The organism is Streptomyces sp. NPDC059477, assembly GCF_042749375.1.
Taxonomy (GTDB): domain Bacteria; phylum Actinomycetota; class Actinomycetes; order Streptomycetales; family Streptomycetaceae; genus Streptomyces.
This window is the reverse complement of the sequence record NZ_JBHYUG010000020.1, coordinates 36,984-61,625: the sequence shown is the minus strand read 5'-3', so window position 1 is coordinate 61,625 and position 24,642 is coordinate 36,984. Positions and strand designations below refer to the sequence as shown.

Below are 24,642 nucleotides of genomic sequence, written 5' to 3'. Positions count from 1 at the left end.
GGGGGCAGCATCACCGAGGGGTTGTTCACTGCTGGAGACGCGGGAGCGGCTGCCGCGCCACCGGATCATCGCGTGAACGGGTCCCGCGTGCACGAGTCACGCCTGGACGGGGCCGTGTGAACGTGATCGGGTCCCCGCGTCACCGCGCGCCCGGCAACCGCTCCAGCGCCCCCGCCACATCGATCATCCGCGCGAGATCGTTCAGCGCGCGGGCCATCACCGACTCGGGCGCCCGCGCCACGGTGACCAGCCCCACGGGCACCGCGCGGGCCGGCTCGATCAAAGGAACCGCCCACATCCCGTGCGGCACGCCGAACACATGCAGCCACGCGTGCGGGACGACACTCGCCCACTGACCGGTTCTGACATGGGCGAACAACGTCCCGACCGAATCCGTCTCCACTCGCGGCTCCGGCCGCAGCCCGGCCTCCGCGAACAGCCCGTCCACCGTCCGGCGGCCCTGCATCGCACCCGTCAGCAGACACAACGGAAGCCGGGACGCCTCCGCCCAGGTGGCCGTCGGCCGGTGCCCCACCCCGTCGGCCGCCGCGGTCAGCAGCACATACCGCTCGTCGTACAGCGGAACCGTCCGGAACCCCTCGGGCAGTTCCTCGTGCAGATACGTCAGACCCGCGTCCAGCTCGAAATCGCGCAGCTGCCGCAGGATGTCCCGCGCCTGCATATCCGCGCTGATCTCCACGGTGACCAGCGGATGCGCCGCGCAGAACGGGCCCGTCAGCAGCGACACGGCCCCGGAAGCGGTCGGCACGGACCCGATCCGCAGCCGCCCGCCGAGACCCGTCCGCAGGGCGTCCACCTCGTCCTTGAGAGCGTCCCGGTCGGCCAGGATGCGCTGCGCCCACACCACGATCCGCTCACCCTCGGCGGTGAGCCCCTCGTACTTGCGGCCCCGTCGGACCAGCGGCACCTCCAGCTCGTCCTCCAGCTTCCGGACCGCCTCGGAGAGCGCGGGCTGGGAAACATGGCAGACCTGGGCGGCACGGGCGAAGTGGCGCTCACGCGAGAGGGCCACGAGATATTCGAGTTGGCGGAACAGCACGTCACGGGTCTACCGGACGGGGCCGGCAAAGGCCACTGTGACGGGCGTGGGGTGCCTCACGCTTCCCTGCCCCGGCGCCCCGCTTTCCTCTGCCCTGGTGCCCCACCGACCACGGCCCGCGCCGAATCGCGCCTCCTGGTGCCCTGTGGAATCGTGGAGTGCCAGGGCCGCCCGGGACGGGGGTGTCGGGCTGCCTGGGGAGGCGCAGGTCCGGACGGTGGCGAAAGGGTGAGTGCGCGTTGAACGCCCCACGAGACGACCAGGACGGCCACGGGCCCCACGACGGGCCCGAATCCGATCAGATCGGTTCTGCACCTTTGGGTGGATCCGAGCCTGGACGGGACAGCCTCGCACCCCGAGGCGACTCCGAGCCCGGACGGGACAGCCTCGCACCCCGAGGCGACTCCGAGCCCGCACGCAGCGGCCTCGAACCGAGTGCCGGGCCCGCACCCGACGGCGAACCGTCCTTCCACCCGTACCACCACCCCTCCGCCGGCTGGGGCGCGGCCAAGACCGTCGGCCAGGTGTTCGTGCGCGAGCGCACCTTCGTGAACGGCCCCCGGGCGATCATGCGGATGAACCACGAGAACGTCGGTTTCGACTGCCCCGGATGCGCCTGGCCCGACGACACCAAGGGCCTGCACCTGGACATCTGCGAGAACGGCATCAAGCACGTCACGTGGGAGATGACTCCCAAGCGCGTCGACCGATCCTTCTTCGCCGAACACTCGGTCACCGAACTGTCCGACTGGTCGGACTTCGCCCTGGAGGACAGGGGACGGCTGACCGAGCCGATGGTCTACGACCCCGCCACCGACCACTACGTCCCGATCAGCTGGCAGAGGGCATTCGATCTGATCGGACGAACACTGCGCGCACTGGACAGCCCGGACCAGGCGTCGTTCTACACCTCCGGCCGGCTCGGCAACGAGGCCACGTTCCTCTACCAGCTGATGGCCCGTGAACTCGGCACGAACAACCTCCCGGACTGCTCGAACATGTGCCACGAGGCCAGTGGCCGCGCCCTCACGGCGTCCCTCGGTACCGGTAAGGGCACGGTCGACCTCAAGGACTGGGAGGCCACCGACGCCCTGTTCATCATGGGCGTGAACGCTGCCTCCAACGCCCCCAGGATGCTCACCGCGCTCGCCGAGGCCCACCGGCGCGGCGCACAGATCGTGCACATCAACCCGCTGGTCGAGGCGGCGGCGACCCGCACGATCGTCCCGCACGAATTCGCCGCCATGGCGACCTTCCGCTCGACCAGGACCAGCACCCTGAACCTGCAACCGCGCATCGGCGGCGACATGGCCCTGATCCGCGGCATCGCCAAGGCCGTGCTGGAACAGGCCAAGACGGATGCGAAAGCGCTGGACCAGGAGTTCGTGGACCGCCACACGACGGGCTTCGACGCCTACCGGTCGCTGTGCGAGGAGACCCCCTGGGAACTGATCGAGCACCAGTCCGGCCTGGCCCGCGACGACATCCTCAAGGCGGCCCGCGTCTACCGGGACGCCGACCGCAGCATCATCAGCTGGTGCCTCGGCATCAGCCAGCACGAGCACGGGGTCGACACCGTACGGGAGATCGTCAACCTCTTGCTGCTACGCGGCAACCTGGGCCGGGAGGGCGCCGGACCGTGCCCGGTGCGCGGCCACAGCAACGTCCAAGGCAATCGCACCTGCGGCGTCGACCACCGCCCTGCCGAGGCGTTCCTGGACCGCCTGGCCGAAGTGTGCGGAATCGATCCGCCGCGCGAGCACGGACTCGACACCGTCGGCGCCGTCCAGGCCATGCACCGAGGCGACGTGAAAGTGTTCGTCGGCATGGGCGGCAACTTCGCCCTCGCCGCCCCCGACACGCCGTACACTCACGCGGCCCTGCGCAACTGCGATCTGACCGTTCAGGTCAGCACCAAGCTCAACCGCAGCCACCTCGTGCACGGCAAGCAGGCACTCATCCTGCCCTGCCTGGGCCGCACCGAGAAGGATCACCAGCGCGAAGGCGTCCAGAGCACCTCCGTCGAGGACTCGATGAGCATGGTGCACCTGTCCGTCGGCATGAAACGGCCCGCCTCCAAGCACCTGCTCTCCGAACCGGCGATCATCGCCGGCATGGCCCGCGCCGCTCTCCCGGACAGCCCCACGCCCTGGGAGTGGTACATCGAGGACTACGACCGCATCCGCGACACCATGGCCCAGGTCCTCGACGGCTTCGAGGACTTCAACCGCCGCGTCCGGCTGCCCCTCGGCTTCCGCATCAAGCAGCCGGCCCGTGAACTGGTCTTCCGCACCCCCTCGGGACACGCCGAGTTCTCCACCGCGCCCCTGCCGGACATCGTGCCCGCCCCCGGCACACTGTCGCTCGGCACCATGCGATCACATGATCAATGGAACACGACCATTTACTCCGACAACGACCGCTACCGGGGCGTCAAGAACCTGCGCACGCTTGTCTTCATGAACAAGGACGACATGCGCGAACGCGGCCTCACCGAGTTCGACCCGGTCGACATCACCAGCACCGCGAAGGACGGCAGCCAACGCCACCTCCACGGCTACCTGGCGATTCCGTACGACATCCCGCGCGGCTGCGCGGCCGGGTACATGCCGGAGATGAACGTCCTGGTCGCGATCGGCGACTACAGCAAGCAGAGCAATCAACCGATCATGAAGCATCTGAAGGTGACGATCACACCCACTCCCTGAGATGTCCGCTCCTCCACCAGAGGACGACTACTCCTGCTCCGACCGGACCACGACCACGGGACACGCCGCGTGCTGCGCACATCGCTGGCTGACCGAACCCAGCATCGCCCGGGCAAAACCGCCCAGCCCCCGGCGCCCCACCACCAGCAGCTCGGCCCCCGCCGAAGCGCGGATGAGCACCTCCGAGGGATCGCCCTCCACCAGGAGTTCCCGCAGTCCGGCCGGGTGATCGTCCCCGAAGACGGAGTGCAGTTCCTGTGTGAACCGCTCATGGGCCTGCTCCAGATCGAACTCCGGATCGATCGCCGGTCCGGTCCAGCCCGCCGCCGACGGCGTGTCCCAAGCGTGCACCGCCTCCACGACCCCACCGGTCGTGGACGCGTAGCGCGCCGCCCATCGCAGCGCCGCGTGCGACGTCGGCGAACCATCCACCCCCACGACCACCCGCCGTACCGGCTCAGAAGAATCCATGGCACCTCGCTCAGCGTCGATGTCTCCAGATCCACGCTGCCCGCACCCGCCGCCCCGCGCCAGCCGGGGCATTCCGCCCGTGGCACCGCCCGCTACGCCCCGCCGCGCCATACCTTCACATCCAGCGCGACCGAGGCCGTCCCCGACGATCCCTGATACGTCGCCACCCCCAGATCGAGCACATCGGCCGCGGAAGTCGCTCTTCCGCCGAGCGCCTGCTCCGGCGCCATGCACGCGACCGTGCCCAGCGCCGTCCCGCTCTGCGACACCAACGTGGTTTCCGAGGCCCACGCGATCCCGAAGCCGATGACGCGCGGACCGTCGGCCGCGAGCGGTAGGTTCGACGGCTGAAATCGCGCAGGACGATCCTCTCGCGATGCAGGGCCTGAAGGGCCCCAGCGATTCCGGCGATCAGCCGCAGCACGGTGTCGACGGGCAGCGGCCCTTGGTCAAGCACCGCATCCGCGAGCGACGGAGCGAGCAACCAGGCGGTCGTGCACCACGGCATCGGTCCCTTGTGTCGCTGTCCACCACCGGCGCCGTACAGAGCCCGCGCACCCGGCTCGCGGCCGTGACCTCGGCCCGGAACCCGCTACGAAACTCCACGCTCTCGGCCAGCTCCGGCCGGATCACCTTCACGGCGACGGCCCACCCGCCCGGCGTGCGCAAGAGGTACACCCGCCCCACCCCGCGGGACCCGATCCGCGCCACCAGCTGGTAACCCCCGACCACCACTTCGGGGTCGCCGCCCCCTCCAGTGGCCGGCCCCTCCCCGCAACGGCCTCACCGTTGCTCAACCCGTCCTGCGCCACCCCGAGATCCGTTCCGCGACGGCCCATCGAATCACGGGCCGCTTCGCGTCTCAGACCGGCGCCTGCCCCGTCGAGCCCCGCACCACCAGCTCCGACTCGAAGAGCAACTCGCCCGGGGGTACGTCGCCGCCCTGGATCTGCGTACAGAGCAGCTCGACGGCGGCCCGGCCCATCGCCTCGATGGGCTGGCGAACCGTCGTCAACGGCGGCTCGGTACAGCTCATGAACGCCGAGTCGTCGTATCCGACGATCGAGACCTCACCGGGGACCGCGAGCCCCCGTCGGCGCGCGGCCCGCACCGCGCCCAGTGCCAGCGGATCGCTCGCGCAGATGATCCCGGTGATGCCCTCGTCGAGCAGCCGGGCCGTCGCCGCCTGTCCGCCCTCCAGCGAGAACATGGTCCGCTCGACGTGCGCCTCGGGCAGCTCCCGGCCCGCTCGCCGAGCCGCCTCCTCGGCCGCCGCCAGCTTGCGCTGTGAGGGCACATGGTCGAGCGGGCCCAGCACCAATCCGATCCGTTCATGCCCGAGCGATTCCAAGTGCCGCCACGCCTGATCCACCGCCACGGCGTCGTCGCAGGCCACACACGGGAACCCGAGATCGACGATCGCGGCGTTCACCAGCACGACCGGGATCATACGATCAGCGAGCAGGTTGTAGTGATCGTGCGGTGCGTCCACCTGCGCGAACAAACCGCCGGCGAACACGACTCCCGACACCTGCTGCTGAAGCAGCAACTCCACATAGTCCGCCTCGGAGACACCGCCCTTGGTCTGCGTGCACAGCACCGGAGTGAGCCCCTGCTGAGCGAGTGATCCACCAATCACCTCGGCGAGCGCCGGAAAGATCGGATTCTGCAACTCGGGCAGCACCAGGCCGACCAAACGGGCACGCTCACCACGCAATTGGGTGGGACGTTCGTACCCGAGCACATCGAGAGCGGAGAGCACCGACTGCCGGGTGGCCTCGGAGACCCCCGGCTTGCCGTTCAGTACCCGGCTGACCGTGGCCTCACTGACCCCGACCTTCCTGGCCACCTCGGCGAGTCGTCGCGTCATGCGCGCAAGGTTAGTGCAGGCCGCGCCCCCAACCTCCCGGCCCCGCCACGACGCACCCAAGTGACCACCACATCCATGTCCGAACGATCAGAGCGCCCGTGTCCGCACCCGCCACCCACCCTCACCGCCCGAAGCCCCTCACACGCTCACGGCCACAGGCTCACCGCCGCCTTGATCAACTCGCCGCGACCAAAGTTGCGCCCCCGTAGACCATCGGCCGACGACACGCCGAACCCCGGCCGCCAGACTCAACGCGACACCACGCACGGCGGCGACACGCGCACCGGGGGACGAGACGAGTGGACATCAAGAAGCGCGAGACCGATCCGGCAATGAGCACGGATACGGACACCCACACGGAGACCGACGCGGAATCGAACATGGCACAGCGCCAACAGCCGAAGACGACGGACGACCACACGAGCACGGTCGCGGAGCCGGCCTGGGCCACAGTGCTCTTCTGCGTCGCGTGCGGAGCCGCCGGCGGCTGGTTGACCACTGCGCTCGCCGACTGGTTCACCACCCTGCGCTGGGCCCCGCTGAAAGGCCCGGCCGAACTGCTCAACTCGATCCCGGAACCGGGACTCACCCTCGGCGCGATCACCGGGGGCGCGCTCCTGGGCGTCCTGGTCGGATTCATCGCCGTACACGAGTCCCTGACCGTCCACGTCTCCCGCAGCCGCGTGACCATCACCGTCCGGGACACGTCGGAAGAGTTCACACCCGACCAGATCGAAGTTGCCCTCCGCGACGGCAAACAACTCGTCCTTCTCAGCCCGAACGGCCTGGAGATCGCACGGGAGGACAGCGGCCTGCCCTGGCACAGGGTGGCCGAAGCCTTCACCGAACACGGCTACACCTGGTCAGACGAAGACCCGTACGGCGACAACTTCCGCCGCTGGGTTCCCGGTACCCCCGGCCTGCCCGAAGGCGCCGACGCCCTGTTGATCGCCCGCGCCGCGGCCCGCAAGAACGACGACTCCACCGACGCCCGCGAACTGCGCCGCGACCTGATCCGCCTGGGCGTGGTCGTACGGGACGAAGGCAAGCGCCAATACTGGCGGATACCGAACTGACCCACATCCGCCCGACAGCGCCGACTCGTACGCCACTTCGGGCCGGCCGACGCCACCGTCGAGCAGGCGGTCGCCGCTCCCTATGCCATCCGCCAGCTCGCCGACTTCGGTGCTCGCGTGACCAAGACCGAACGATCAGGTGAGGGCGACTTCGCCTCCCCACTACGACACAACCGTGCACGACGAGCCCAGCTACCTCGTCTGGCTGAACCGCTCGCAGGAATCCGTCACGCTCGACCTGAACTGACTGGCACCACCGTACGGACGGACGCCGCCCTACCGACTGAGGGCGAACACACGGACCGGATCCTCGCCGAACTCGGCTACGACACCACCGCAATCGAACATTCGCGGGTCGACCGAGTCATCTGACGACCGCACCGCGCGCCTGACGGGCGCCGGTCCGCGGCACAGCGGAGACGAAACGCCGCGCGCACGCCTCTGACCAGCCATGCCACCCGGCTGCGATCCTGTCGGTCCCAGGTTCGCCGTCTCAGGGAGGTACCGCATGCCCGAGCCGTCCGTCCTCGCCTCACTCGTCTCCGGACTGCGCAGCGGATCGATCGAGCTCGTCGATCTCACCTCGCCCCTGTCGTCGTCCACACCGGTGATCCAACTGCCCCCGCAATTCGGTCAGACCGCCGTGTTCGAACTGGAAGAGATCAGCCGCTACGACGACCGCGGACCCGCCTGGTACTGGAACAACTTCCGCAGCGGCGAACACACCGGTACCCACTTCGACGCCCCCAACCACTGGGTCACCGGCAAAGACCTCGACGACGTGGCCTCCGTACCCGCTCGCCGGCTGATCGCGCCCGCCGTCGTACTGGACTTCACCACCGAAGCAGCGGAGGACCCCGACTTCCTCGTCGAGGTCGACCACGTGAAGGCATGGGAGGCGGAACACGGTCCGCTGCCCGATGGCGGCTGGCTGCTGCTGCGCACGGGCTGGGATGATCGTTCGATCACACAGGAGGCGTTCCTGAACGCGGACGAGAACGGTCCGCACACGCCCGGCCTGTCCGTGGAATGTGCCCGCTGGGTGGCTCAGGAGTCCCCGGTGATCGGTCTGGGAGTGGAGACGGTCGGCACCGACGCCGGACGCGCCCACTCCTTCGACCCCGCCTTCCCGTGCCACTCCTACCTCATGGGCAGCGACAAGTACGGTCTCACCCAGCTGCGGAACCTGACCGCGCTCCCGCCGACCGGTTCCGTCGTCATCGCCGGACCCCTGCCCATCGTCACCGGATCCGGCGCTCCCGCGCGTGTGCTCGCCCTGGTGGAGCGCCGATGAAGGTAGCGGAGGCGGTCGGCCGGGCGCTTGCCGCGGCCGGCGTGGACCATGCCTTCGGCGTGGTCGGATCCGGCAACTTTCATGTCACCAACGCCCTGATCGCGTCCGGCGTCCGCTTCGTCGCCGCCCGCCACGAAGGCGGCGCCGCGACCATGGCAGACGCCTACGCGCGTATGTCCGGCCGGGTGACGGCACTGACCGTCCATCAGGGCCCGGGCCTCACCAACGCCCTGACAGGGATCGCGGAGGCGGCCAAGAGCCGCACCCCGCTCGTCGTGCTGGCACCGGAGGTGACCGAACCACGATCGAACTTCTACGTCGACCAGGAGGCCCTGGCCCGCGCGGTGGGCGCGACCACCACTCGGATCACCACGGCGGACAGCGCGGTGGAGCAGACATACGCAGCGGTCCGTACCGCGCTGATCGAACGAACAACCGTCCTGCTTCAGCTCCCGCTCCCGGTCCAGTCACTGGAGACACCGGACAAGGCCCTTGCCTCCGCGATTGCCCCACTGCCCACGCGGGAACCGATCGAGCCGGAGGAGGCCGACACGGCGGCGCTGACCGAACTGCTCGGCGAGGCCCGCCGCCCGGTCTTCGTCGCGGGACGAGGCGCACGAGGCGAGTCCGCCCGGGACGCGCTCATCGCCCTCGCCGACCGGTACGGTGCCCTCCTCGCGACGTCGGCCGTCGCACGCGGCCTCTTCCACGGCAACCCTTGGTCCCTGGACGTCTCCGGCGGCTTCGCGTCCCCCGTGGCGGCCGAACTCATCCAGGGCGCCGACCTGATCGTCGGCTGGGGCTGCGCACTGAACATATGGACCATGCGCCACGGTCGATTGATCGGCCCGCAGGCGAGAGTCGCTCAGATCGATGACGATCGCTCCGCCCTGGGCAGGCACCGGCCGGTCGACCTGGGCGTGATGGGCGACGTGGCACTCACCGCGCGGCGCGCACTGGAGAAAGACGCGGATGCCAGGCAGGGTTACCGCACTTCGGCCGTCGGCGACTCGATCGCGACACGCCTCCGCTGGCGCGACGTACCCTACGACGACATGAGCACGCGTGAACGGATCGATCCCCGAACGCTCAGCATCGCGCTCGACGATCTGCTCCCCGCTGATCGAGTGATCGGAGTGGACTCCGGTAACTTCATGGGCTACCCGAGCATGTATCTCTCGGTTCCGGACGAGAACGGCTTCTGCTTCACGCAGGCGTTCCAGTCGATCGGCCTCGGCCTGGCCACCGCCATCGGCGCCGCCCTGGCCCAGCCCGACCGCATTCCGGTGGCTGCCCTCGGCGACGGCGGCGCGCTCATGGGCGCCGCCGAACTCGACACCGTGCGCCGGCTCGGACTGCCGATGGTGGTGATCGTCTACAACGATGACGCCTATGGTGCGGAGGTCCACCACTTCGGTCCCGACGGATTCCCCTTGGACACGGTCGAGTTCCCGCCGACGGACATCGCCGCGCTGGCCCAGGGCTACGGCTTCGAAACGCTCACCGTTCGCACGCTCGACGACCTCAAGGCGGCGGAGAGTTGGGTCACCGGACCCCGTTCCTCCCCCTTGCTGATCGACGCGAAGGTGACGCGCGATCGGGGCGCGTGGTGGCTGGAGGAAGCGTTTAGAGGCCACTGATCCCTCCCAGGGTGATCGTCCCTCACGGGTGCGCCATAGGGGCACAACCATTCGGCGATTTGGGGTGTCCAAGTACACATCCCAATATCACCCTCCCTAGGGGGATGCCATGGCACGTAAAGGAACTGTGCTGGCAGCACTCGCGCTCATGAGCGCCGTCTCCGTCGTGACGGCCGCCCCGGCCGGTGCGGCCATCACCTCCACCTCATCCGCGAAGGCCGTGTGCCCCACCGGCTGGGGCAGCCTCGTCAAGACCGGTACCGCCTCCACGACGGCATCGCTGACGAACGTCAGGACCGGCAGTCACGACTGCTACGACCGGTTGGTCGTCGACGCCCCCGGCGCGGGCAGCGGTCTCGGCTACTCGGTTCGCTACGTCGACCGGATCTTTCAGGACGGAACGGGCCGTCACATCCCTGTCGGCGGCGGAGCCGTGATCGAGGTCCGGGTGTCCGCACCCGCCTACGACCCCGAGACGGGCAAGCCGACCTACGCCGGGCGTGTCGCACAGCCACTGCCCGGCGTTGATCTCACCGACCACCTCACCTTCAAGGACACCCGCTTCGTCGGCAGCTTCGAGGGTGACACCCAACTGGGCCTCGGTGTACGGGCGCGGCTGCCCTTCCGTGTCCTCGCGCTGAACGACCGGATCGTGGTGGACGTCGCACACACCTGGACAGGGGCTCGCTGAGGAGGATCTACGCAGAGCATCACACAACGTGATGCACGTTTGATTATTCGCGCAGAAACGTTCATCTTCGATCATTCGGGCGCTAGACTCGCTGCTCCATCCGATGGACAACGCGAGGGGAACCCGGTCATATGCACGCCGAAGTGAGGCACAAGGAAATTCTCCAATGGCTGCACGAGCGGGGCACCATGCGAGTCTCGGACATGGCCCTGGAGCTGAACGTCTCCGCGATCACCATCCGCCGCGACGTCGACGCCCTGTCGAAGCGGGGGCTGCTGACCCGGGTGCACGGCGGCGCTGTGCTGCCGGAGCCCCGGGGGCAGCGCATGACAGTCGTGTCGGACGGCCCGACCGTGGTCAGTGGCACCGGCGGCCGTGAACTCGTTCTCGGCCTGATCGTCCCGGCCGCCGACTACTACTTCCCCGAGGTCATCAAGGGCGCCCGCGAGGCCGCCGCAGAGCGCGGGATCCGTCTCGTGCTCGGCATCTCGCAGTACGACCCGGAGGAAGAGCGCGCCCAGGCTCGCCGCATGCTGGAGGACGGCATCCACGGGTTGCTGATCACTCCGTGCGGCCCGGTCGGCGCGCAGAGCTGGCCGGCCGAACTCGACGTCCCCTGTGTGCTGATCGAACGTCACCCCGACGACGACGCCTGGGGCGCGGAGCGCGTGGTGACCGATCATGCCTACGGTGCGCGGATCGCCGTACGGCATCTCGTCGACCGCGACCGTGAACTGATCTCCCTGATCCTCCGCGAGGACAGCCCGCACAGTGATCTCATCCTGGAGGGCTATCGCGGCGGACTCGCCGCCGTCGGAATGACCGCGAGTGAATCCTCGGTGTTCCGGCTGCCCTCACCCAGTACCGACCCCGCCGAACGCGAGCGCAGGCTCACGGAATTCGCGGACAAGGCTGCGAAGGACCTGCTGGAGGCCGTGATCGTGCACAACGACCACGATGCGATCGTCGTCCTCCAGCGACTCCGGGCGCGCGGAGTGGACATCCCGGGCGCGGTGGCGATCGTGGCCTACGACGACGAGGTGGCCGCACTCGCCGACATCCCGCTCACCGCGGTAGCCCCACCGAAACGCGCGGTCGGCGCGGCGGCCGTGGATCTGATCGTGCGGCGACTGATCGATCCGGAGCGCCCGACCCACCGCCTTGCCATCCTGCCGGAGTTGAACGTCCGAGCGTCGAGCGCACAGGAGTAATCACCACATACCTAGGGTCCAACCGAAGCCCGGCTGAACGAACACTCCAACAGCCAAATGAACATGCTGGTGATCGCTCTCGCACCTTCCACCCGATGGCCGTCGGTCTCCAGCCGAGCCGCTTGACCTCAATATTGCTTGGGGTCCTACTGTCCTCGGCATGAGCATGGAAATCACCGCCTGGTCCCAGTTGCAGAACGTCATGAATGCCCGGCAGGGACGCCGGCCCCTGGCCCGCGCGACACTGCGCAGAATCACCGTCTTCGCCCGCCCGCACCGCCGCCGGATCACCCAATTCGTCCTGCTCGGTGTGGTGACCGCGCTCCTCGCCGTGGCCACCCCGGTCCTCGCCGGGCAAGTTGTCGACGCGATCGTGTCGGGCGGCGAGGCCGGCACGGTCGTACGCCTCGCCGTGTTGATCGCTCTGATCGCGCTCGCCGAGGCAGCACTTGGGCTGGTGAGCCGCTGGCTCTCGGCGACTCTCGGCGAAGGGCTCATCCTCGACCTGCGCACCACCGTCTTCGACCACGTGCAGCGCATGCCTGTGGCGTTCTTCACCCGCACCCGCACCGGCGCGCTCGTCAGTCGGCTCAACAATGATGTGATCGGCGCCCAACGAGCCTTCAGCAACACCCTCTCCGGCGTGGTGAGCAACATCGTGACCGTTCTGCTCACGCTGGCCGTGATGCTCACCCTGTCATGGCAGATCACCCTGCTCGCGCTGGTGCTGCTCCCGGTGTTCGTGGTGCCCGCCCGGTGGATGGGCCGCCGCATGGCCCGCCTCCAGCGCGAGGCGGCCGACCTCAACGCAGCCATGGGCACGCGCATGACCGAACGTTTCTCCGCGCCAGGTGCCACCTTGATCAAGCTGTTCGGACGGCCTGAGGAAGAGTCGAGCGAGTTCGCCGTCCGGGCCCGGCGGGTGCGGGACATCGGCGTGCGCACCGCCATGGCGCAGTCCGCGTTCATCACCGCACTGACCCTGGTCTCGGCCCTCGCGCTCGCCCTCGTCTACGGCCTGGGCGGCTGGTTCGCCCTGCGCGGCACTCTGGAACCCGGCGCCGTGGTCGCCCTCGCCCTCCTCCTGACGCGCCTGTACGCCCCACTGACCTCCCTCGCCGGAGCGCGCGTCGAGATCATGAGCGCTCTGGTGAGCTTCGAGCGCGTCTTCGAGGTAATCGATCTCAAACCGTTGATCGAAGAAACACCCGGGGCCCGCGCGGTGCCGGACGGACCGGTGTCCGTCGAGTTCGACAATGTGCGCTTCGCCTACCCGTCCGCCGACAAGGTCTCCCTCGCCTCCTTGGAGGAGGTGGCCTCCCTGGACACGCGCAGCGGCGCCGAGGTGCTGCACGGCATCTCCTTCCGCGTGGAAGCCGGGCGGACCGTCGCCCTCGTCGGCTCCTCCGGCGCCGGGAAGTCGACCATCGCCGCCCTGCTGCCCCGCTTGTACGACACCGACGACGGCGCCGTCCGTATCGGTGGGGTCGACGTGCGCGACCTGAGCGCCCGCTCGCTGCGCGAAACGCTCGGCATGGTCACCCAGGACGGTCATCTCTTCCACGACACGGTCCGTGCCAACCTGCTGCTCGCCAGGCCGGACGCCACCGACGATGAATTGTGGGACGTACTGCGCCGCGCCCGCCTCGACCCCCTCGTCCGCTCGCTTCCCGACGAACTCGACACGGTCGTGGGGGAGCGCGGCTACCGTCTCTCGGGCGGCGAACGCCAGCGCATGACCATCGCACGCCTGCTGCTGGCCCGCCAGCGCGTGGTCATCCTCGACGAGGCCACCGCTCACCTGGACAACACCTCGGAGGCGGCCGTCCAGGAGGCGCTCACCGAGGCGCTGGAGGGACGCACCGCCGTGGTGATCGCCCACCGTCTGTCCACCGTGCGGGCCGCGGATCTCATCCTCGTCGTCGAGGACGGCCAGATCGTGGAGCGTGGAACGCATGATCAATTGATCGCAGCGGAAGGGCGGTACGCGGAGCTGTACCGAACACAGTTCAAGGAACCGTTTCGGGTGGACACAGTGGCATAGGGCAGCGCAACCGATCGCCTCATGGCAGTGGCCCTGAACCCTCTGGTACTACAGGGCGGGCCCGTCGAACCGCTCGGCGAAGACGACCGTCCGACCGCCACCGTCGATCATCTCGCCGAGCGCAGGCCAAGACCCTTCCGAATCGGGATGCGGGGTACGCACCGCACAGACCTCGCCGGCCGTCAGTCGCGCGAGTCGGCCTCCGCAGCCTTCTCGGCGTCCCGCTGCTTCAGCCGCGCCGCCTCCTGGCGTACCTCCGCCTGCGTGGCCCGCTCCTTCTCCAGCCAATCGGGAGACTCCTGCCGCAGCGCTTCGATCTGCTCACTTGTGAGCGGTTCGGTCACGCCGCCACGCGCGAGACCGGCGATGGAGACACCGAGCCTGGCCGCGACCACGGGACGAGGGTGCGGGCCGTTCTGGCGCAGCTCGCGCAGCCACTCGGGCGGATCTGCCTGGAGCCGGCTCAGTTCGGCGCGCGAGACTTCACCCTCCTGGAAGGCAGTGGGGGTGGCCGGGAGATACACGCCCAACTTCTTCGCCGCGGTCGCGGGCTTCATCATCTGGGCGCTCTGGTGCGACTTCATGCTGTCCAGACTATCCGCCGGAAACGAGGCTACCGGCCGCGGCCGGTAGCCTGGCGAGGTGACAGGCTCCGAAGCACCCCCCGCGTTCCGGCTCGCGTACGTCCCCGGGACGACCCCCGGCAAGTGGGTGCGGATCTGGAACGAGCGCCTGCCCGATACGCCCCTCACCCTCCTCGCGATGCCGGCCGCGGAGGCCTTCGAGGTGCTGCGCGAGGGACGAGCGGACGCCGGGATCGTTCGGCTGCCCGTTGATCGAACGATCTTCAGCGCCATCCCGCTCTACACCGAGACGACGGTCGTCGTGGTTCCCAAGGATCACGTGATCACCGCGGCCGACGAGGTCACGATCGCCGATCTTGTCGACGATGTGGTCTTCCATCCCCTCGATGACGTGCTCGACTGGCCCGAGCCACCCGGTAGGCCCGCGATCGAACGGCCCGCAACCACGGAGGACGCCATCGAACTGGTGGCGGCCGGCGTCGGCCTGCTGATCGTTCCGCAGTCGCTCGCTCGTCTGTACCACCGCAAGGACCTCACCTACCGCCCGCTCGTGGACGCCCCCCAGTCCGGCGTCGCACTCTCCTGGCCAGAGAACGCCACAACCGAACTGGTCGAGGACTTCATCGGCATCGTGCGTGGCCGAACGGTCAACAGCACTCGCGGCAGGGCCAAACCCGAATCCCCGCCGGGGGAGAAGCCTGGCGAGGGCAGCGGAGCAGGACGGCGCAGGACGGGCGCGGGCAAGAAGACCACAGGTGCCAAGAAACCGACGAACACGCGGACGCGTGGCGGTTCGAGCACCGGATCCAAGCACAGCCGCCCCCGCCGCCGCTCTTAGCGGCACCGGTCGGCGTCGCCAAGAGCGCGGACCCGAAGTTCGCGGAGCCCGAGGCAGCCGGTACTCAACGGCTCAGACGGCCGGAAACGATCGTTCAAGCCAGTCATAGGCGATCCGCGCGGTGAACTCCGCTTGCCCGCCCCGCAGCAGCAACCCGGCTGTCGCGAACTCCGGCGCGTCCGCCTGAGCGGCGACGTACGGGATCGCGATGCACCGCATCCCTGCGGCATGGGCGGCTGCCGCACCAGGAGCAGCGTCCTCCAGCACCACACAATCACCCGGGCTCACGCTCAGCCTGCGGGCGGCCTCCAGGAAGACATCGGGCGCGGGCTTGCCGCGGTCGACCTCTTCGGCCGAGACCACGGTGTGCAGATGGGCGTCCAGGCCGGTGCCTGCCAGTACCGCCTTGATCGCCTCGATCGAGGAGCCGGAGGCCACCGCCATAGGCACGCCGTCCGACGCCAGCAACTCGACGAACGCACGCATCTCCGGGTACGCGCGCGTGGAGGTCCGGGCGATTTCGAGGTACACACGGTTCTTGTCGGCGAGCAGCTCGTCCACGGAGGCCGCCAGGCGGTACCGCCGCTTCCAGTCGGTGACCGTCTCCAACGTGCTGATACCTACGTACTCCTCGTGTTCGCCCCAGGAGAAGTCGGGCACGCCGTGATCGGCGAGCACCCGCCGGCCGGCTTCGTAGTAGTTCGGCTCGCTGTCCACGAGCGTTCCGTCGAGGTCGAAGATGACCGAGAAGGTGCCAGGGTTACTCATGCGTTCCAGCATGCCAAGGGGGAAACCAGCGTCGGGCTCCAGGTGTCGTTGCGTGGGTGACTCTCCCACTCACGACGGTCTCAGTCTCTGATCACTTGCTCACCGAGCGACCGATCGATTCGACCAGCGGCAGCAACCTCTGCGGCACTCTCTCCCGCAGCGCCACCTCGGTGCGAGTACGGACGACCCCAGGCAAACTGATCAGCTTCTGGATGACATCCTCCAGATGCGCGTTGTCGCGTGCCACGACCCGAGTGAGCAGATCGCCGCCGCCGGTGATCGAATACGCCTCGACGATCTCGGGGACGGACGCCACTCCGTCCCCCACTTCGTCCAGGTGCCCCTGGGTGACCTCGATGTGCACAAAGGCAAGCACCGGATGACCGAGAGCGGCCGGAGAGAGGCTCGGGCTGACGCCGGTGATCACTCCCTCCCGTTCCAGCCGATCGAGCCGCGCCTGAAGCGTGCCGCGGGCGATCCCCAGGATCCTGGCGTACTCACGCACACTCGTGCGCGGCTGCTCCAGCAGCAGCCGCAGAATGCGGGTGTCCAACTCGTCCACGGCCATGGCACCGGCCCTCCCTCGTGATTTTCGGTGATCGTCGGCGAGCGAAGCGATCACGCCCCAAGCCGGTCCCCGCGTCGAGCCACCGTTCGTGGTCCGTTGGCCCTCCCCTGGACGGGCGCCAACTCCATCTCCTGGGCCAATGGCTCAGCCAGAGAAGCACCATTTGAGCCAGAGGCGCACATGATGCTCTCATGGTGCTGTCGATGGCGCTGCGGACCCCCGTGGCGCCTTTGTCATGCGTGATTGCTCGCACGGGACGTGCGGAGGCGTTGTCCGTGTTCGTTGTCGTTCGTTATCCGTGTTCGTTCGATCAAGCAGGCCAAGGAGGCGTAGAGCAGTGCTGAAGAGAGTGTTCGTCGCTCCCGACCCGGGCCGGGTGCGAATGCGTTTCGCGGCGCGAGCAGTGCTCGGCGTCGGCCTGGCCGTCCTCGCCTGCGGCCTTGCCGGACACTCACTCATCGGTGCTCTGACCGGCGGTCTCGCCGCACTGCTCGCCCTCTTCACCGTCACCGATCCCACCATGCGTGAGCAAACGATCACGAGCGCGCTGCTTCCGGCCGTAGGACTGCCGGTCCTCGCCGTCGCGGCAGGACTGCACGACCAGCCCGTGGCGCGCGACCTCGTCTTCCTCGCAGTGGTCGGCGCAGGCGTCTACGCACGCCGCTGGGGCCCGCGCGGGCACAGCCTCGGCGTCTTCGCCTTCATGACCTACTTCGTCGCCCAGTTCCTGCACGCCACCCCCGTCCAGCTGCCCGAGCTGTACGCCGCCATGGCGCTGTCCGTGCTGGTTGCGGCGGCCGTACGTTTCGGCCTGTGGCGCTACGAACGCCGCATGCCGCCGACCTCCGCACCCGCTCTGCTCGACGGCACCGGGCTCGGCCGGATCACCACCCGCCAGGCTGTCCAGGCCACAGCCGGCGCGGGCTTCGCGCTGGTCATGGGACACCTGGTGTCGGGGGAGCGCTGGTACTGGGCGGTCGGCGCCACCTGGTGGGTCTTCGTGAACACCACCTCGCGCGGCGAGACGCTCGTGCGCGGCTTCCGGCGTGTCCTGGGCACGGTCCTCGGTATCGGACTCGGCCTGCTGATCGTTCTTCCACTGCACACTGCGGCGGTACCGGTGGCTGTTCTGCTCGCCGCGTGTGTCTTCGGGATCTTCTACACGGCCGCGGTGTCGTACACCTGGATGATGCTCTGCGTGACACTGCTGGCCTCCTTGCTCTACGGGCTGCTGGGCGTCCTCGATCCCGCCCTCCTGGCGCTGCGGCTCGCCGAGACGGGCGTGGGCGCGCTGGGCGCCGTTCTCGCGGTGCTGTTCGTTCTGCCGGTGACCACACACGCCGTCACGGATGCCTGGATCCAGCGTGCGCTTCGCGATGTGCGCACCTGCACCGCGCAGGCCGCCGCACGGCTCGCCGGAGACCCGGACGCCGACCCGGCACCACGCGTCGCCGAGCTGGAGGAGTCCCTGGGCCGGGTACGGCTCGCCCTCGCCCCGCTCGTACACCCGCTGAACCCCATACGTGGCCGCAAGCGCAGGGCCCTGCGAGTTCTTGACCTGCTCGACGAGTGCGCGCGCGAGATCCGCGGCCTCGTCGCCGTCGCCGCAGACCCGCAGGCTTCCCACGACGCCCGCCTTGCAGCCGCCTGCTGGCGCGTGGAAACCGCCGTGGAGGCGCTGACCGGGCGGCAGGGCGAACTGCGCACCTCGCCGCCCGAGCCGCTCACGGATGCCCCCGCTCTCATCCATCTGCACGGCCTGGAACGCGCACTCACCGAACTCGCCATGCCCCTGCGCGCGCCTTCCGGTTCGCCTCTGGTCGGTGCCTGATCGAACGATCGGAACGTATGCTCAGCCGAAGCGTTCAAAGCGATCGCCGAAAGCGATTGTTAAGAGTGAACGTTCAGAGCGAACGAACATTCAGAGACGACCCACCCTTGGTCTAGACCGCCTTAGATCGACTGCTACCGTCACCCCGGACGGCACAGCCACCGAGAGGGGACAGCGGTGACACACGGCGGCAGAGGGCAACGGGCGTTCATCGGGTCGTTCACGGCGGCCGGCGGGCCCGGCGTGGTGACGGCGTCCGTGGATCCGCGAGACGGCGCGCTCACCGTGCTCAGCGGCCTGGACGGCGTCCCCGACCCCTCGTATCTCGCGCTCTCGCCCTCGGGCGGCATGCTCTACGCGGTCAGCGAGACCGCGGAGGGCGCGGTGGCCGCGTTCCGCGTCGACGGGGACAGCCCCGAGCCCGCGGGCCAGCCGGTGCCCGTCGGCGGCAACGGCCCCACCCACCTCACCGTGCACGCGGGCCACGTCCTGACCGCCAACTACGGCTCCGGCAGCGTCAGCGCGGTCCCGCTGCGCCCGGACGGCACCCTCGCATCGGCAGCCTCCGATGTGTTCACGCACTCCGGCGCGGGCCCGCACACCCCCCGCCAGCAAGGCCCGCACGCCCACCAGGTGCAGCCCGACCCCAGTGGCCGATGGGCCGTGAGCGTCGACCTCGGCACGGACTCCGTACGCGTGTGCACCCTCACCGGGGGCCGTCTCGTCCTGCACCGCGAGATCGCGCTCCGCCCGGGTTCGGGCCCGCGCCACCTCGCCTTCAACCCGGACGGCACGTACGCCTACATCGTGAACGAACTGACGCCCACGATCACCGTCTGCCGTTGGGACGCAACCGACGGCCTGCTCAAGCCGCTGTCCGAGGTGCGGCTGCTGCCCGGCTCCCCGGACGGTGATGCCTACCCGTCAGGAATTGTCGCCTCGCCCGACGGGCGGTTCGTGTGGGCCGCCACGCGCGGCGAGGACGTACTGTCCGTCCTCGCAGTCGACGGCGACGCACTCCGGCTGGTCGGGACGGTCCCGTGCGGCGGCCACTGGCCACGCGCGATCACCGCGTCAGGCGGCTACCTGTACGTGGCCAACGAACGCTCAGGCGACGTCACCTGGTTCGCCCTGGACCCAGCCACCGGTCTGCCGAGCCGCGCCGGATCCATCAGGGTCCCGGCAGCGTCCTGCGTGATCTTCGAATAGGCCCGCAGGCAGGGGAGTGCCGACCGCGCTCAACGCCGTGGACGGCGCCCCCTGCCCCAGCGATCGCCGACCTGCCCCCCTGCGACCGCCAGGCGACTGTCCACCCGTACCGACACGCCCGGCACACCAGCTGGCACGTCCCCGTGCAGCACCGACACGCCCGAGCGCCCACCCAGCCCCCAAACACCCACCGGCACGCCGCACTATCACCATCGCACCCCCGCGCACACCGAAGGGCCCGCCCCCGCAAGGGGAGGGGGCCCCGACGATCATGGGTGTACAGCCGTAGGCGACACGGCGACACGGCGACACGCCGTCAGCGCGCCGCGCTCATCGTACCGGCGCGCCCTGTGCCTGCTGCGGCGCGATGCCCAGCGCCATCATGTACTTGGCGAGCGCCAGCTTGCCGATCGCCGGGTACGGGCCGAGCGCCTCGGCAGCGGCACAGCCCGCCTCCTCCGCGGCGGCCCGGACGAGTTCGGGGTCGATCTCCGGCCCGATCAGATACGGTGCCAGCGCCAGTTGCTGCGAGCCCGAGGAGAGCAACTGCTCCGCGATCGCCGCGATCGAGCCCTCCTCGTCGAGGGCGGCGGCCATCACCGGCACGGCCAGCCGCGCGGCCAGCAGCATGCCCGTGATCCCGGCGGCCTGCACGGCCTCCTCGCCGCCCACGGACGCCAGGATGATGCCGTCCGCGGCGGTCGCCACGGTGAAGAGCCGGGCACGGTCAGCACGGGCCAGCCCGGCCTCCGACAGCCGTACGTGCAGCGCCTCGGCGAGCAGCGGGTGCGGGCCCAGTACATCGGTCAGGTCCGCGGCGACCTTGCTGTCCATCACGGCCTGGCGGACCCGGCGCAGCAGCGCGTTGTCCGGACCGGCAAGCAGCGGTACGACAACCGCGACCGGACCTTCGGGCTCCTTGACCTCCAGGCCAGCGGCCACCGCTTGCTCGTAGCGGGCGGTGCGCTCCTCGGCGGCGTGCGCCAGCACGGCCTTCAGCGACGCGAACTCCGTGTCGTCGCCGTCCAGGTATCCGATCCGGGCGTCCAGGCCGGGCAGTTCGGACCGGGCGATACTGACGATCTCCTCGGCGATGCCGCGCGTTGCGGAGCCCGGTGTTCCGGGGACCGCGAGGACGAGGGCGGGCGCGCCCTCGGGAGCCGCGAGCGGCTCGGGGCGGCGGTGCCGTCCCGGCTGGCGCGGGCGCGGCATTCGTACGGGGAGCCCGGACGCGGGCCCAGTTGAGGAGGAGCTCATGGCGCCGCATGTTACTGGTTTCCTGGGCTCCCCTGTTCGGGGAGGGTGCAGGTGAGCGGTATCCGTCCGGTTTTGTCTGATGAGTTACGTACGGATCAGAACTGGGCGTCGTCGGCTCGTCCGGACGTGCGCGTGACCGACAGCATGTTCTTGTCGTACGGGAAGGTAAGAGCGCCGATGGCCAGGCCGGCGGCGAGGGTAACGGCACCGTGCAGCGGATCGCCCCGGGCGGGCACCAGCGGCGCGTGCGGCAACTGCTGTGCCAACTCGGTCTCCAGCGGCCCGAGGAGCGGCGGCCCCATCTTGAACAGGCCCCCGGTGAGCGCCACCCGGACGTCGTCCGAGGCGGGGCAGACGGCTGCCGCGGAGTCGGCGATGTGCCGCGCCGCGGCCCGCAGGACGGCCGCCGCGACCGGGTCCTCGTCCGCGCAGGCGGCGACATGGGGCGCGAACGACGCCAGTACGGCGGGCCGGTCCGGGCGCGGATACAACTGCCCGGGCAGCTCGGACAGCGGCCCGAACTCGTCCTCCGCGCGGTTCATCAGCGGTACCGAGCCGCCCGCGCGACCGTCGTACGCGCGCAGTGCCGCTTCAAGCCCCGCCTGCCCGATCCACGCCCCGCCGCCGCAGTCGCCCAGCAGATGACCCCAGCCGTCCGCCCGCCGCCACGTCGACAGATCCGTGCCGAGGGCGATCAGACCGGTTCCGCCCGCCACCACCGCACCCGGCTGTGCCCCGAGCGCACCGGCGTACGCGATGACGGCGTCGGCGGCCAGCGCGACCGTCTCCGTTGCGAACTCCCGGTGCAGGGCGGCGGGCAGCTCGGCGCGCAGCGCGTCACCGAGCGTGCCGAGGCCGGCGGCGCCGACAGCGGCCGTACGCAGGGCACTGAGCCCTGTCTCCTCGGCGAGTGAGCGGACCATCGGCACCAGTTGGCCCAGCAGATGATCCGGGTCGATGCCGCGTGGGCCGGTGCGGACGGGCTCGGCGGAGGCCCGCTGGGCGAGGGCGCCCCTCGCCGCCGTACCGACGGCCATACGCAGGCCCGAGCCGCCCGAGTCGACGGCGAGGATGCCCGCGGCGTGGGCCGGGCAGTCCTCGCCGGTGGTCACGGCAGGCGCCAGTCGACCGGCTGGCCGCCCTGGGAGATCAGCATGTCGTTGACGCGGCTGAACGGACGCGAGCCGAAGAACCCGCGGTCGGCGGACATCGGCGACGGATGCGCCGACTCCACGGCGGGCAGCTGGCCGAGCAGCGGACGCAGATTGCGCGCGTCCCGGCCCCACAGGACCGACACCAGCGGCTTGCCCCGCGCGGCGAGCGCGCGGATCGCCTGCTCGGTGACCTCCTCCCAGCCCTGGCTGCGATGGGCGCCCGGCTTGCGCGGGGCGGTGGTCAGCGCTCTGTTGAGCAGCAGCACGCCCTGCTGGGTCCAGGGCGTCAGATCGCCGTTGGACGGCTGCGGCAGCCCCAGATCGGCGTGCAGCTCGCGGAAGATGTTGATCAGGCTGCCGGGCAGCGGTCGTACGTCCGGTGCCACCGAGAAGGACAGACCCACCGCGTGTCCCGGCGTGGGATAGGGGTCCTGCCCGACGATCAGCACGCGTACGTCGTCGAAGGGCTGCTGGAAGGCGCGCAGGACGTTGGGCCCGGCCGGAAGGTATGTGCGCCCGGCGGCGACCTCCGCGCGGAGGAAGTCGCCCATCTGGGCGATCCGCCCGGCGACGGGTTCCAGGGCCTTCGCCCAGCCTGCTTCGACGATTTCATGCAAGGGTCGTGGTGCCACGGAGTCACCCTACTGCCGTACACCGCGCGGTGATCAACCGATGGCCAAGACCGGCCCGCCACCCTCCTCACCTGCCCGCACCTCACACCTCTCGCCTGCCCCCGCCTCCCACCGGCCCTGCGATCACGCCATGACCGCCGCCCGCACGCACAGCACGTCCGGCAGATGGGACGCCAACTGCCGCCAGCTGTCGCCGTCGTCAGCCGACGCGAACACCTCTCCGTTGCGGTTGCCGAAATACACGCCCGCGGGGTCGGCGTCGTCCGTGCACAGCGCGTCGCGCAGGACCGTGCCGTAGTGGTCCTCCTGCGGCAGCCCCGCCGTCAGGGGCTCCCAGCTCCGCCCGGCGTCCGGCGTGCGGAACACCCGGCAGCGCCGGTCGGCGGGCACCCGGTCAGCGTCCGCGGTGATGGGAAAGACGTACGCCGTGCCGCCGCGGCGCGGATGCGTGGCGGCGGCGAAGCCGAAGGTGGACGGCAGGCCCTCGCCGATGTCGGTCCAGCGGGCGCCCGCGTCGTCCGTGCGGTAGACGCCCCAGTGGTTCTGGAGATACATCCGGTCGGGGTTCGCGGAATCCTTCGCGATCTTGTGCACACACTGGCCGAACTCCGGGTTCGGATCGGGCAGGAACACCGCCGAGACACCGGAGTTGGCGGGCGCCCAGCTCACGCCGCCGTCCGTGGTGCGGAACACCCCCGCCGTGGACACGGCGACCGTCACGGATCGCGGATCACGCGCGTCGGTGATCACCGTGTGCAGCCCCTCGCCACCGCCGCCCGGCACCCACTTCGCGCGCGTGGGGTGCTCCCACAGCGGACGGACCAGGTCGAACGTCTCACCGCGGTCCTCCGAGCGGTACAGCGCCGCCGGTTCCGTGCCCGCGTACACCACGTCCGCCTCGGCCGCCGCGGGGTGCAACTGCCACACCCGCTCCAGCGAGGCGTCCGTGTCCTTGGGGAACTTCACCGGCGGGCGGGCCGGTTCGGTCCAGGTCCGGCCCAGGTCGTCGGAGTGGAACACCGATGGCCCCCAGTGCGAGCTGTCCCCGCCGGCCAGCAGCCGCGGCGTCTCGCTCCGCGTGTCGATGGCGACCGAGTACACGGCCTGCGCGTTGAAATACGGACTCTCGTCGAACTCCCAGGAGCCACCGCGCCGACGCCCGATGAACAGGCCTTTGCGTGTCCCCACGGCGAGCAGTACTTCGGTCATGCCGGCCACCTCCGCGACGTCGTTGTCCCAGACACCGGCCAGTCTGCACCCCCGCACTGACAATCTCCCTCGGGAACGACATCCGCGCAGGTCAGAGCCATTGCGTCGGGTAGCGGGGCGGGCGGACGCCACGCTCCGGACCGGGGCCGCCGGGCCTGCGCCGACCGCTTGGATCACGCCACAACCTGGCCGACGCCCCGAGTATCCCGGCGCCGACGTGCGTATGGGTGGAGGGTCGCGGAAGCCCGCGCGCTGAGGGGACGAAGCCTCCCGTCCGAGGGCGGCTATGCGGTCGAGGACGGATGCCGGCGCGCGGAGAGGGCGAGGAGGAGGCCGTCGATGGCGATCCCGGGTCGGAAGATGCGGCTGTGGCGCTGGCGGCGCAATCCGCTCAGGCGGCGCACGGACGCTGTGGAGGCATGGGTTCTGCTCGCCGGGTGGGCGCTTGCCGCCCTGGTCTCCGGGTTCGCCGGACTGGTCACCGCCCACTCCGTCGAGAACTCGCTGGCCCGTGAGCGCGTGGAGCG

Annotated in this window: 23 protein-coding genes and 1 pseudogene; 12 read left to right on the top strand and 12 right to left on the bottom strand. The window is 69.9% G+C overall.

The window, feature by feature from the left end:
* Positions 1–139: 139 nt before the first annotated feature.
* Complete coding sequence (locus tag ACFXAZ_RS13455; RefSeq protein ID WP_384589034.1) at positions 140–1,060, bottom strand: LysR family transcriptional regulator; 921 nt, start codon at positions 1,058–1,060, stop codon at positions 140–142.
* A gap of 317 nt (positions 1,061–1,377) precedes the next feature.
* On the opposite strand from ACFXAZ_RS13455, the gene ACFXAZ_RS13450 reads away from it, so the two are divergent.
* Positions 1,378–3,768: an FdhF/YdeP family oxidoreductase gene (locus ACFXAZ_RS13450; RefSeq protein WP_384589031.1), complete on the top strand. Its 2,391-nt coding sequence runs from the start codon at positions 1,378–1,380 to the stop codon at positions 3,766–3,768.
* 27 nt (positions 3,769–3,795) lie between these two features.
* Here the strand turns inward: ACFXAZ_RS13450 and ACFXAZ_RS13445 are convergent, their stop codons facing one another.
* Positions 3,796–4,239 carry a universal stress protein gene (locus tag ACFXAZ_RS13445; protein ID WP_384589028.1) on the bottom strand — a complete coding sequence of 148 codons (444 nt, stop codon included), beginning with the start codon at positions 4,237–4,239 and terminating at the stop codon, positions 3,796–3,798.
* Positions 4,240–4,331: 92 nt separating this feature from the next.
* Positions 4,332–4,511, bottom strand: coding sequence for a hypothetical protein (locus tag ACFXAZ_RS13440; protein WP_384589025.1), 180 nt, complete (start codon positions 4,509–4,511; stop codon positions 4,332–4,334).
* A gap of 104 nt (positions 4,512–4,615) precedes the next feature.
* Here ACFXAZ_RS13440 and ACFXAZ_RS13435 point away from each other — a divergent pair, with 104 nt between their 5' ends.
* Positions 4,616–4,960: a hypothetical protein gene (locus ACFXAZ_RS13435; protein ID WP_384589022.1), complete on the top strand. Its 345-nt coding sequence runs from the start codon at positions 4,616–4,618 to the stop codon at positions 4,958–4,960.
* 141 nt (positions 4,961–5,101) lie between these two features.
* Here the strand turns inward: ACFXAZ_RS13435 and ACFXAZ_RS13430 are convergent, their stop codons facing one another.
* Positions 5,102–6,109: a LacI family DNA-binding transcriptional regulator gene (locus ACFXAZ_RS13430; RefSeq protein WP_384589019.1), complete on the bottom strand. Its 1,008-nt coding sequence runs from the start codon at positions 6,107–6,109 to the stop codon at positions 5,102–5,104.
* A 332-nt stretch (positions 6,110–6,441) separates the two neighbouring features.
* On the opposite strand from ACFXAZ_RS13430, the gene ACFXAZ_RS13425 reads away from it, so the two are divergent.
* The 7 genes and pseudogenes from ACFXAZ_RS13425 (at position 6,442) to ACFXAZ_RS13395 (ending at position 14,065) form a co-directional block, all read left to right on the top strand.
* Entirely contained in the window at positions 6,442–7,185 is a 744-nt protein-coding gene (locus ACFXAZ_RS13425) for a hypothetical protein (protein WP_384589016.1), read from the top strand.
* A gap of 87 nt (positions 7,186–7,272) precedes the next feature.
* Positions 7,273–7,426 (top strand): annotated as a pseudogene (locus ACFXAZ_RS13420) (CoA transferase); the annotation flags it as partial.
* Positions 7,427–7,693: 267 nt separating this feature from the next.
* Entirely contained in the window at positions 7,694–8,479 is a 786-nt protein-coding gene (locus tag ACFXAZ_RS13415) for a cyclase family protein (RefSeq protein WP_384589013.1), read from the top strand.
* Positions 8,476–10,119 carry a thiamine pyrophosphate-binding protein gene (locus ACFXAZ_RS13410; RefSeq protein WP_384589010.1) on the top strand — a complete coding sequence of 548 codons (1,644 nt, stop codon included), beginning with the start codon at positions 8,476–8,478 and terminating at the stop codon, positions 10,117–10,119. Before ACFXAZ_RS13415 ends, ACFXAZ_RS13410 begins: the two co-directional genes overlap by 4 nt.
* Positions 10,120–10,228: 109 nt before the next feature.
* Complete coding sequence (locus ACFXAZ_RS13405) at positions 10,229–10,810, top strand: hypothetical protein (protein WP_384589007.1); 582 nt, start codon at positions 10,229–10,231, stop codon at positions 10,808–10,810.
* A 143-nt stretch (positions 10,811–10,953) separates the two neighbouring features.
* Positions 10,954–12,021, top strand: coding sequence for a substrate-binding domain-containing protein (locus tag ACFXAZ_RS13400; protein ID WP_384589004.1), 1,068 nt, complete (start codon positions 10,954–10,956; stop codon positions 12,019–12,021).
* Between the two features lie 166 nt (positions 12,022–12,187).
* On the top strand, positions 12,188–14,065 hold the full coding sequence (locus ACFXAZ_RS13395) for an ABC transporter ATP-binding protein (RefSeq protein ID WP_384589143.1): 1,878 nt from the start codon (positions 12,188–12,190) through the stop codon (positions 14,063–14,065).
* A gap of 182 nt (positions 14,066–14,247) precedes the next feature.
* Here ACFXAZ_RS13395 and ACFXAZ_RS13390 read toward each other — a convergent pair whose 3' ends face one another.
* Positions 14,248–14,649, bottom strand: a complete 402-nt coding sequence (locus tag ACFXAZ_RS13390; RefSeq protein ID WP_384589001.1) for a DUF5997 family protein — start codon at positions 14,647–14,649, stop codon at positions 14,248–14,250.
* A gap of 58 nt (positions 14,650–14,707) precedes the next feature.
* On the opposite strand from ACFXAZ_RS13390, the gene ACFXAZ_RS13385 reads away from it, so the two are divergent.
* Positions 14,708–15,487, top strand: coding sequence for a LysR family substrate-binding domain-containing protein (locus ACFXAZ_RS13385; RefSeq protein ID WP_384588998.1), 780 nt, complete (start codon positions 14,708–14,710; stop codon positions 15,485–15,487).
* 72 nt (positions 15,488–15,559) lie between these two features.
* On the opposite strand, the gene ACFXAZ_RS13380 is transcribed toward ACFXAZ_RS13385, so the two are convergent.
* Complete coding sequence (locus ACFXAZ_RS13380; protein ID WP_384588995.1) at positions 15,560–16,255, bottom strand: HAD family hydrolase; 696 nt, start codon at positions 16,253–16,255, stop codon at positions 15,560–15,562.
* A 91-nt stretch (positions 16,256–16,346) separates the two neighbouring features.
* The gene (locus ACFXAZ_RS13375) at positions 16,347–16,823 is read right to left on the bottom strand and encodes an Lrp/AsnC family transcriptional regulator (RefSeq protein WP_384588992.1); all 477 of its coding nucleotides are present in this window, start codon (positions 16,821–16,823) and stop codon (positions 16,347–16,349) included.
* Positions 16,824–17,160: 337 nt separating this feature from the next.
* On the opposite strand from ACFXAZ_RS13375, the gene ACFXAZ_RS13370 reads away from it, so the two are divergent.
* Together ACFXAZ_RS13370 and ACFXAZ_RS13365 are read left to right on the top strand one after the other, a co-directional pair.
* Positions 17,161–18,654: an FUSC family protein gene (locus tag ACFXAZ_RS13370; RefSeq protein WP_384588988.1), complete on the top strand. Its 1,494-nt coding sequence runs from the start codon at positions 17,161–17,163 to the stop codon at positions 18,652–18,654.
* Positions 18,655–18,831: 177 nt separating this feature from the next.
* Complete coding sequence (locus ACFXAZ_RS13365; protein ID WP_384588985.1) at positions 18,832–19,863, top strand: lactonase family protein; 1,032 nt, start codon at positions 18,832–18,834, stop codon at positions 19,861–19,863.
* Positions 19,864–20,193: 330 nt separating this feature from the next.
* Here ACFXAZ_RS13365 and ACFXAZ_RS13360 read toward each other — a convergent pair whose 3' ends face one another.
* The 5 genes from ACFXAZ_RS13360 to ACFXAZ_RS13340 all read right to left on the bottom strand — a co-directional run bounded on the left by ACFXAZ_RS13360 (position 20,194) and on the right by ACFXAZ_RS13340 (position 24,597).
* Entirely contained in the window at positions 20,194–21,075 is an 882-nt protein-coding gene (locus tag ACFXAZ_RS13360) for a hypothetical protein (protein WP_384589140.1), read from the bottom strand.
* 140 nt (positions 21,076–21,215) lie between these two features.
* A complete protein-coding gene (locus tag ACFXAZ_RS13355) occupies positions 21,216–22,157 on the bottom strand; it encodes an N-acetylglucosamine kinase (protein ID WP_384589137.1) in 942 nt (313 codons plus the stop codon).
* Positions 22,158–22,228: 71 nt separating this feature from the next.
* Positions 22,229–22,906 (bottom strand): uracil-DNA glycosylase, encoded by a 678-nt coding sequence (locus tag ACFXAZ_RS13350; protein ID WP_384588982.1) that lies wholly within the window; start codon positions 22,904–22,906, stop codon positions 22,229–22,231.
* 123 nt (positions 22,907–23,029) lie between these two features.
* A complete protein-coding gene (locus ACFXAZ_RS13345) occupies positions 23,030–24,115 on the bottom strand; it encodes a WD40/YVTN/BNR-like repeat-containing protein (protein WP_384588979.1) in 1,086 nt (361 codons plus the stop codon).
* Positions 24,116–24,399: 284 nt separating this feature from the next.
* Positions 24,400–24,597, bottom strand: a complete 198-nt coding sequence (locus tag ACFXAZ_RS13340; protein WP_384588976.1) for a hypothetical protein — start codon at positions 24,595–24,597, stop codon at positions 24,400–24,402.
* Positions 24,598–24,642: the final 45 nt, after the last annotated feature.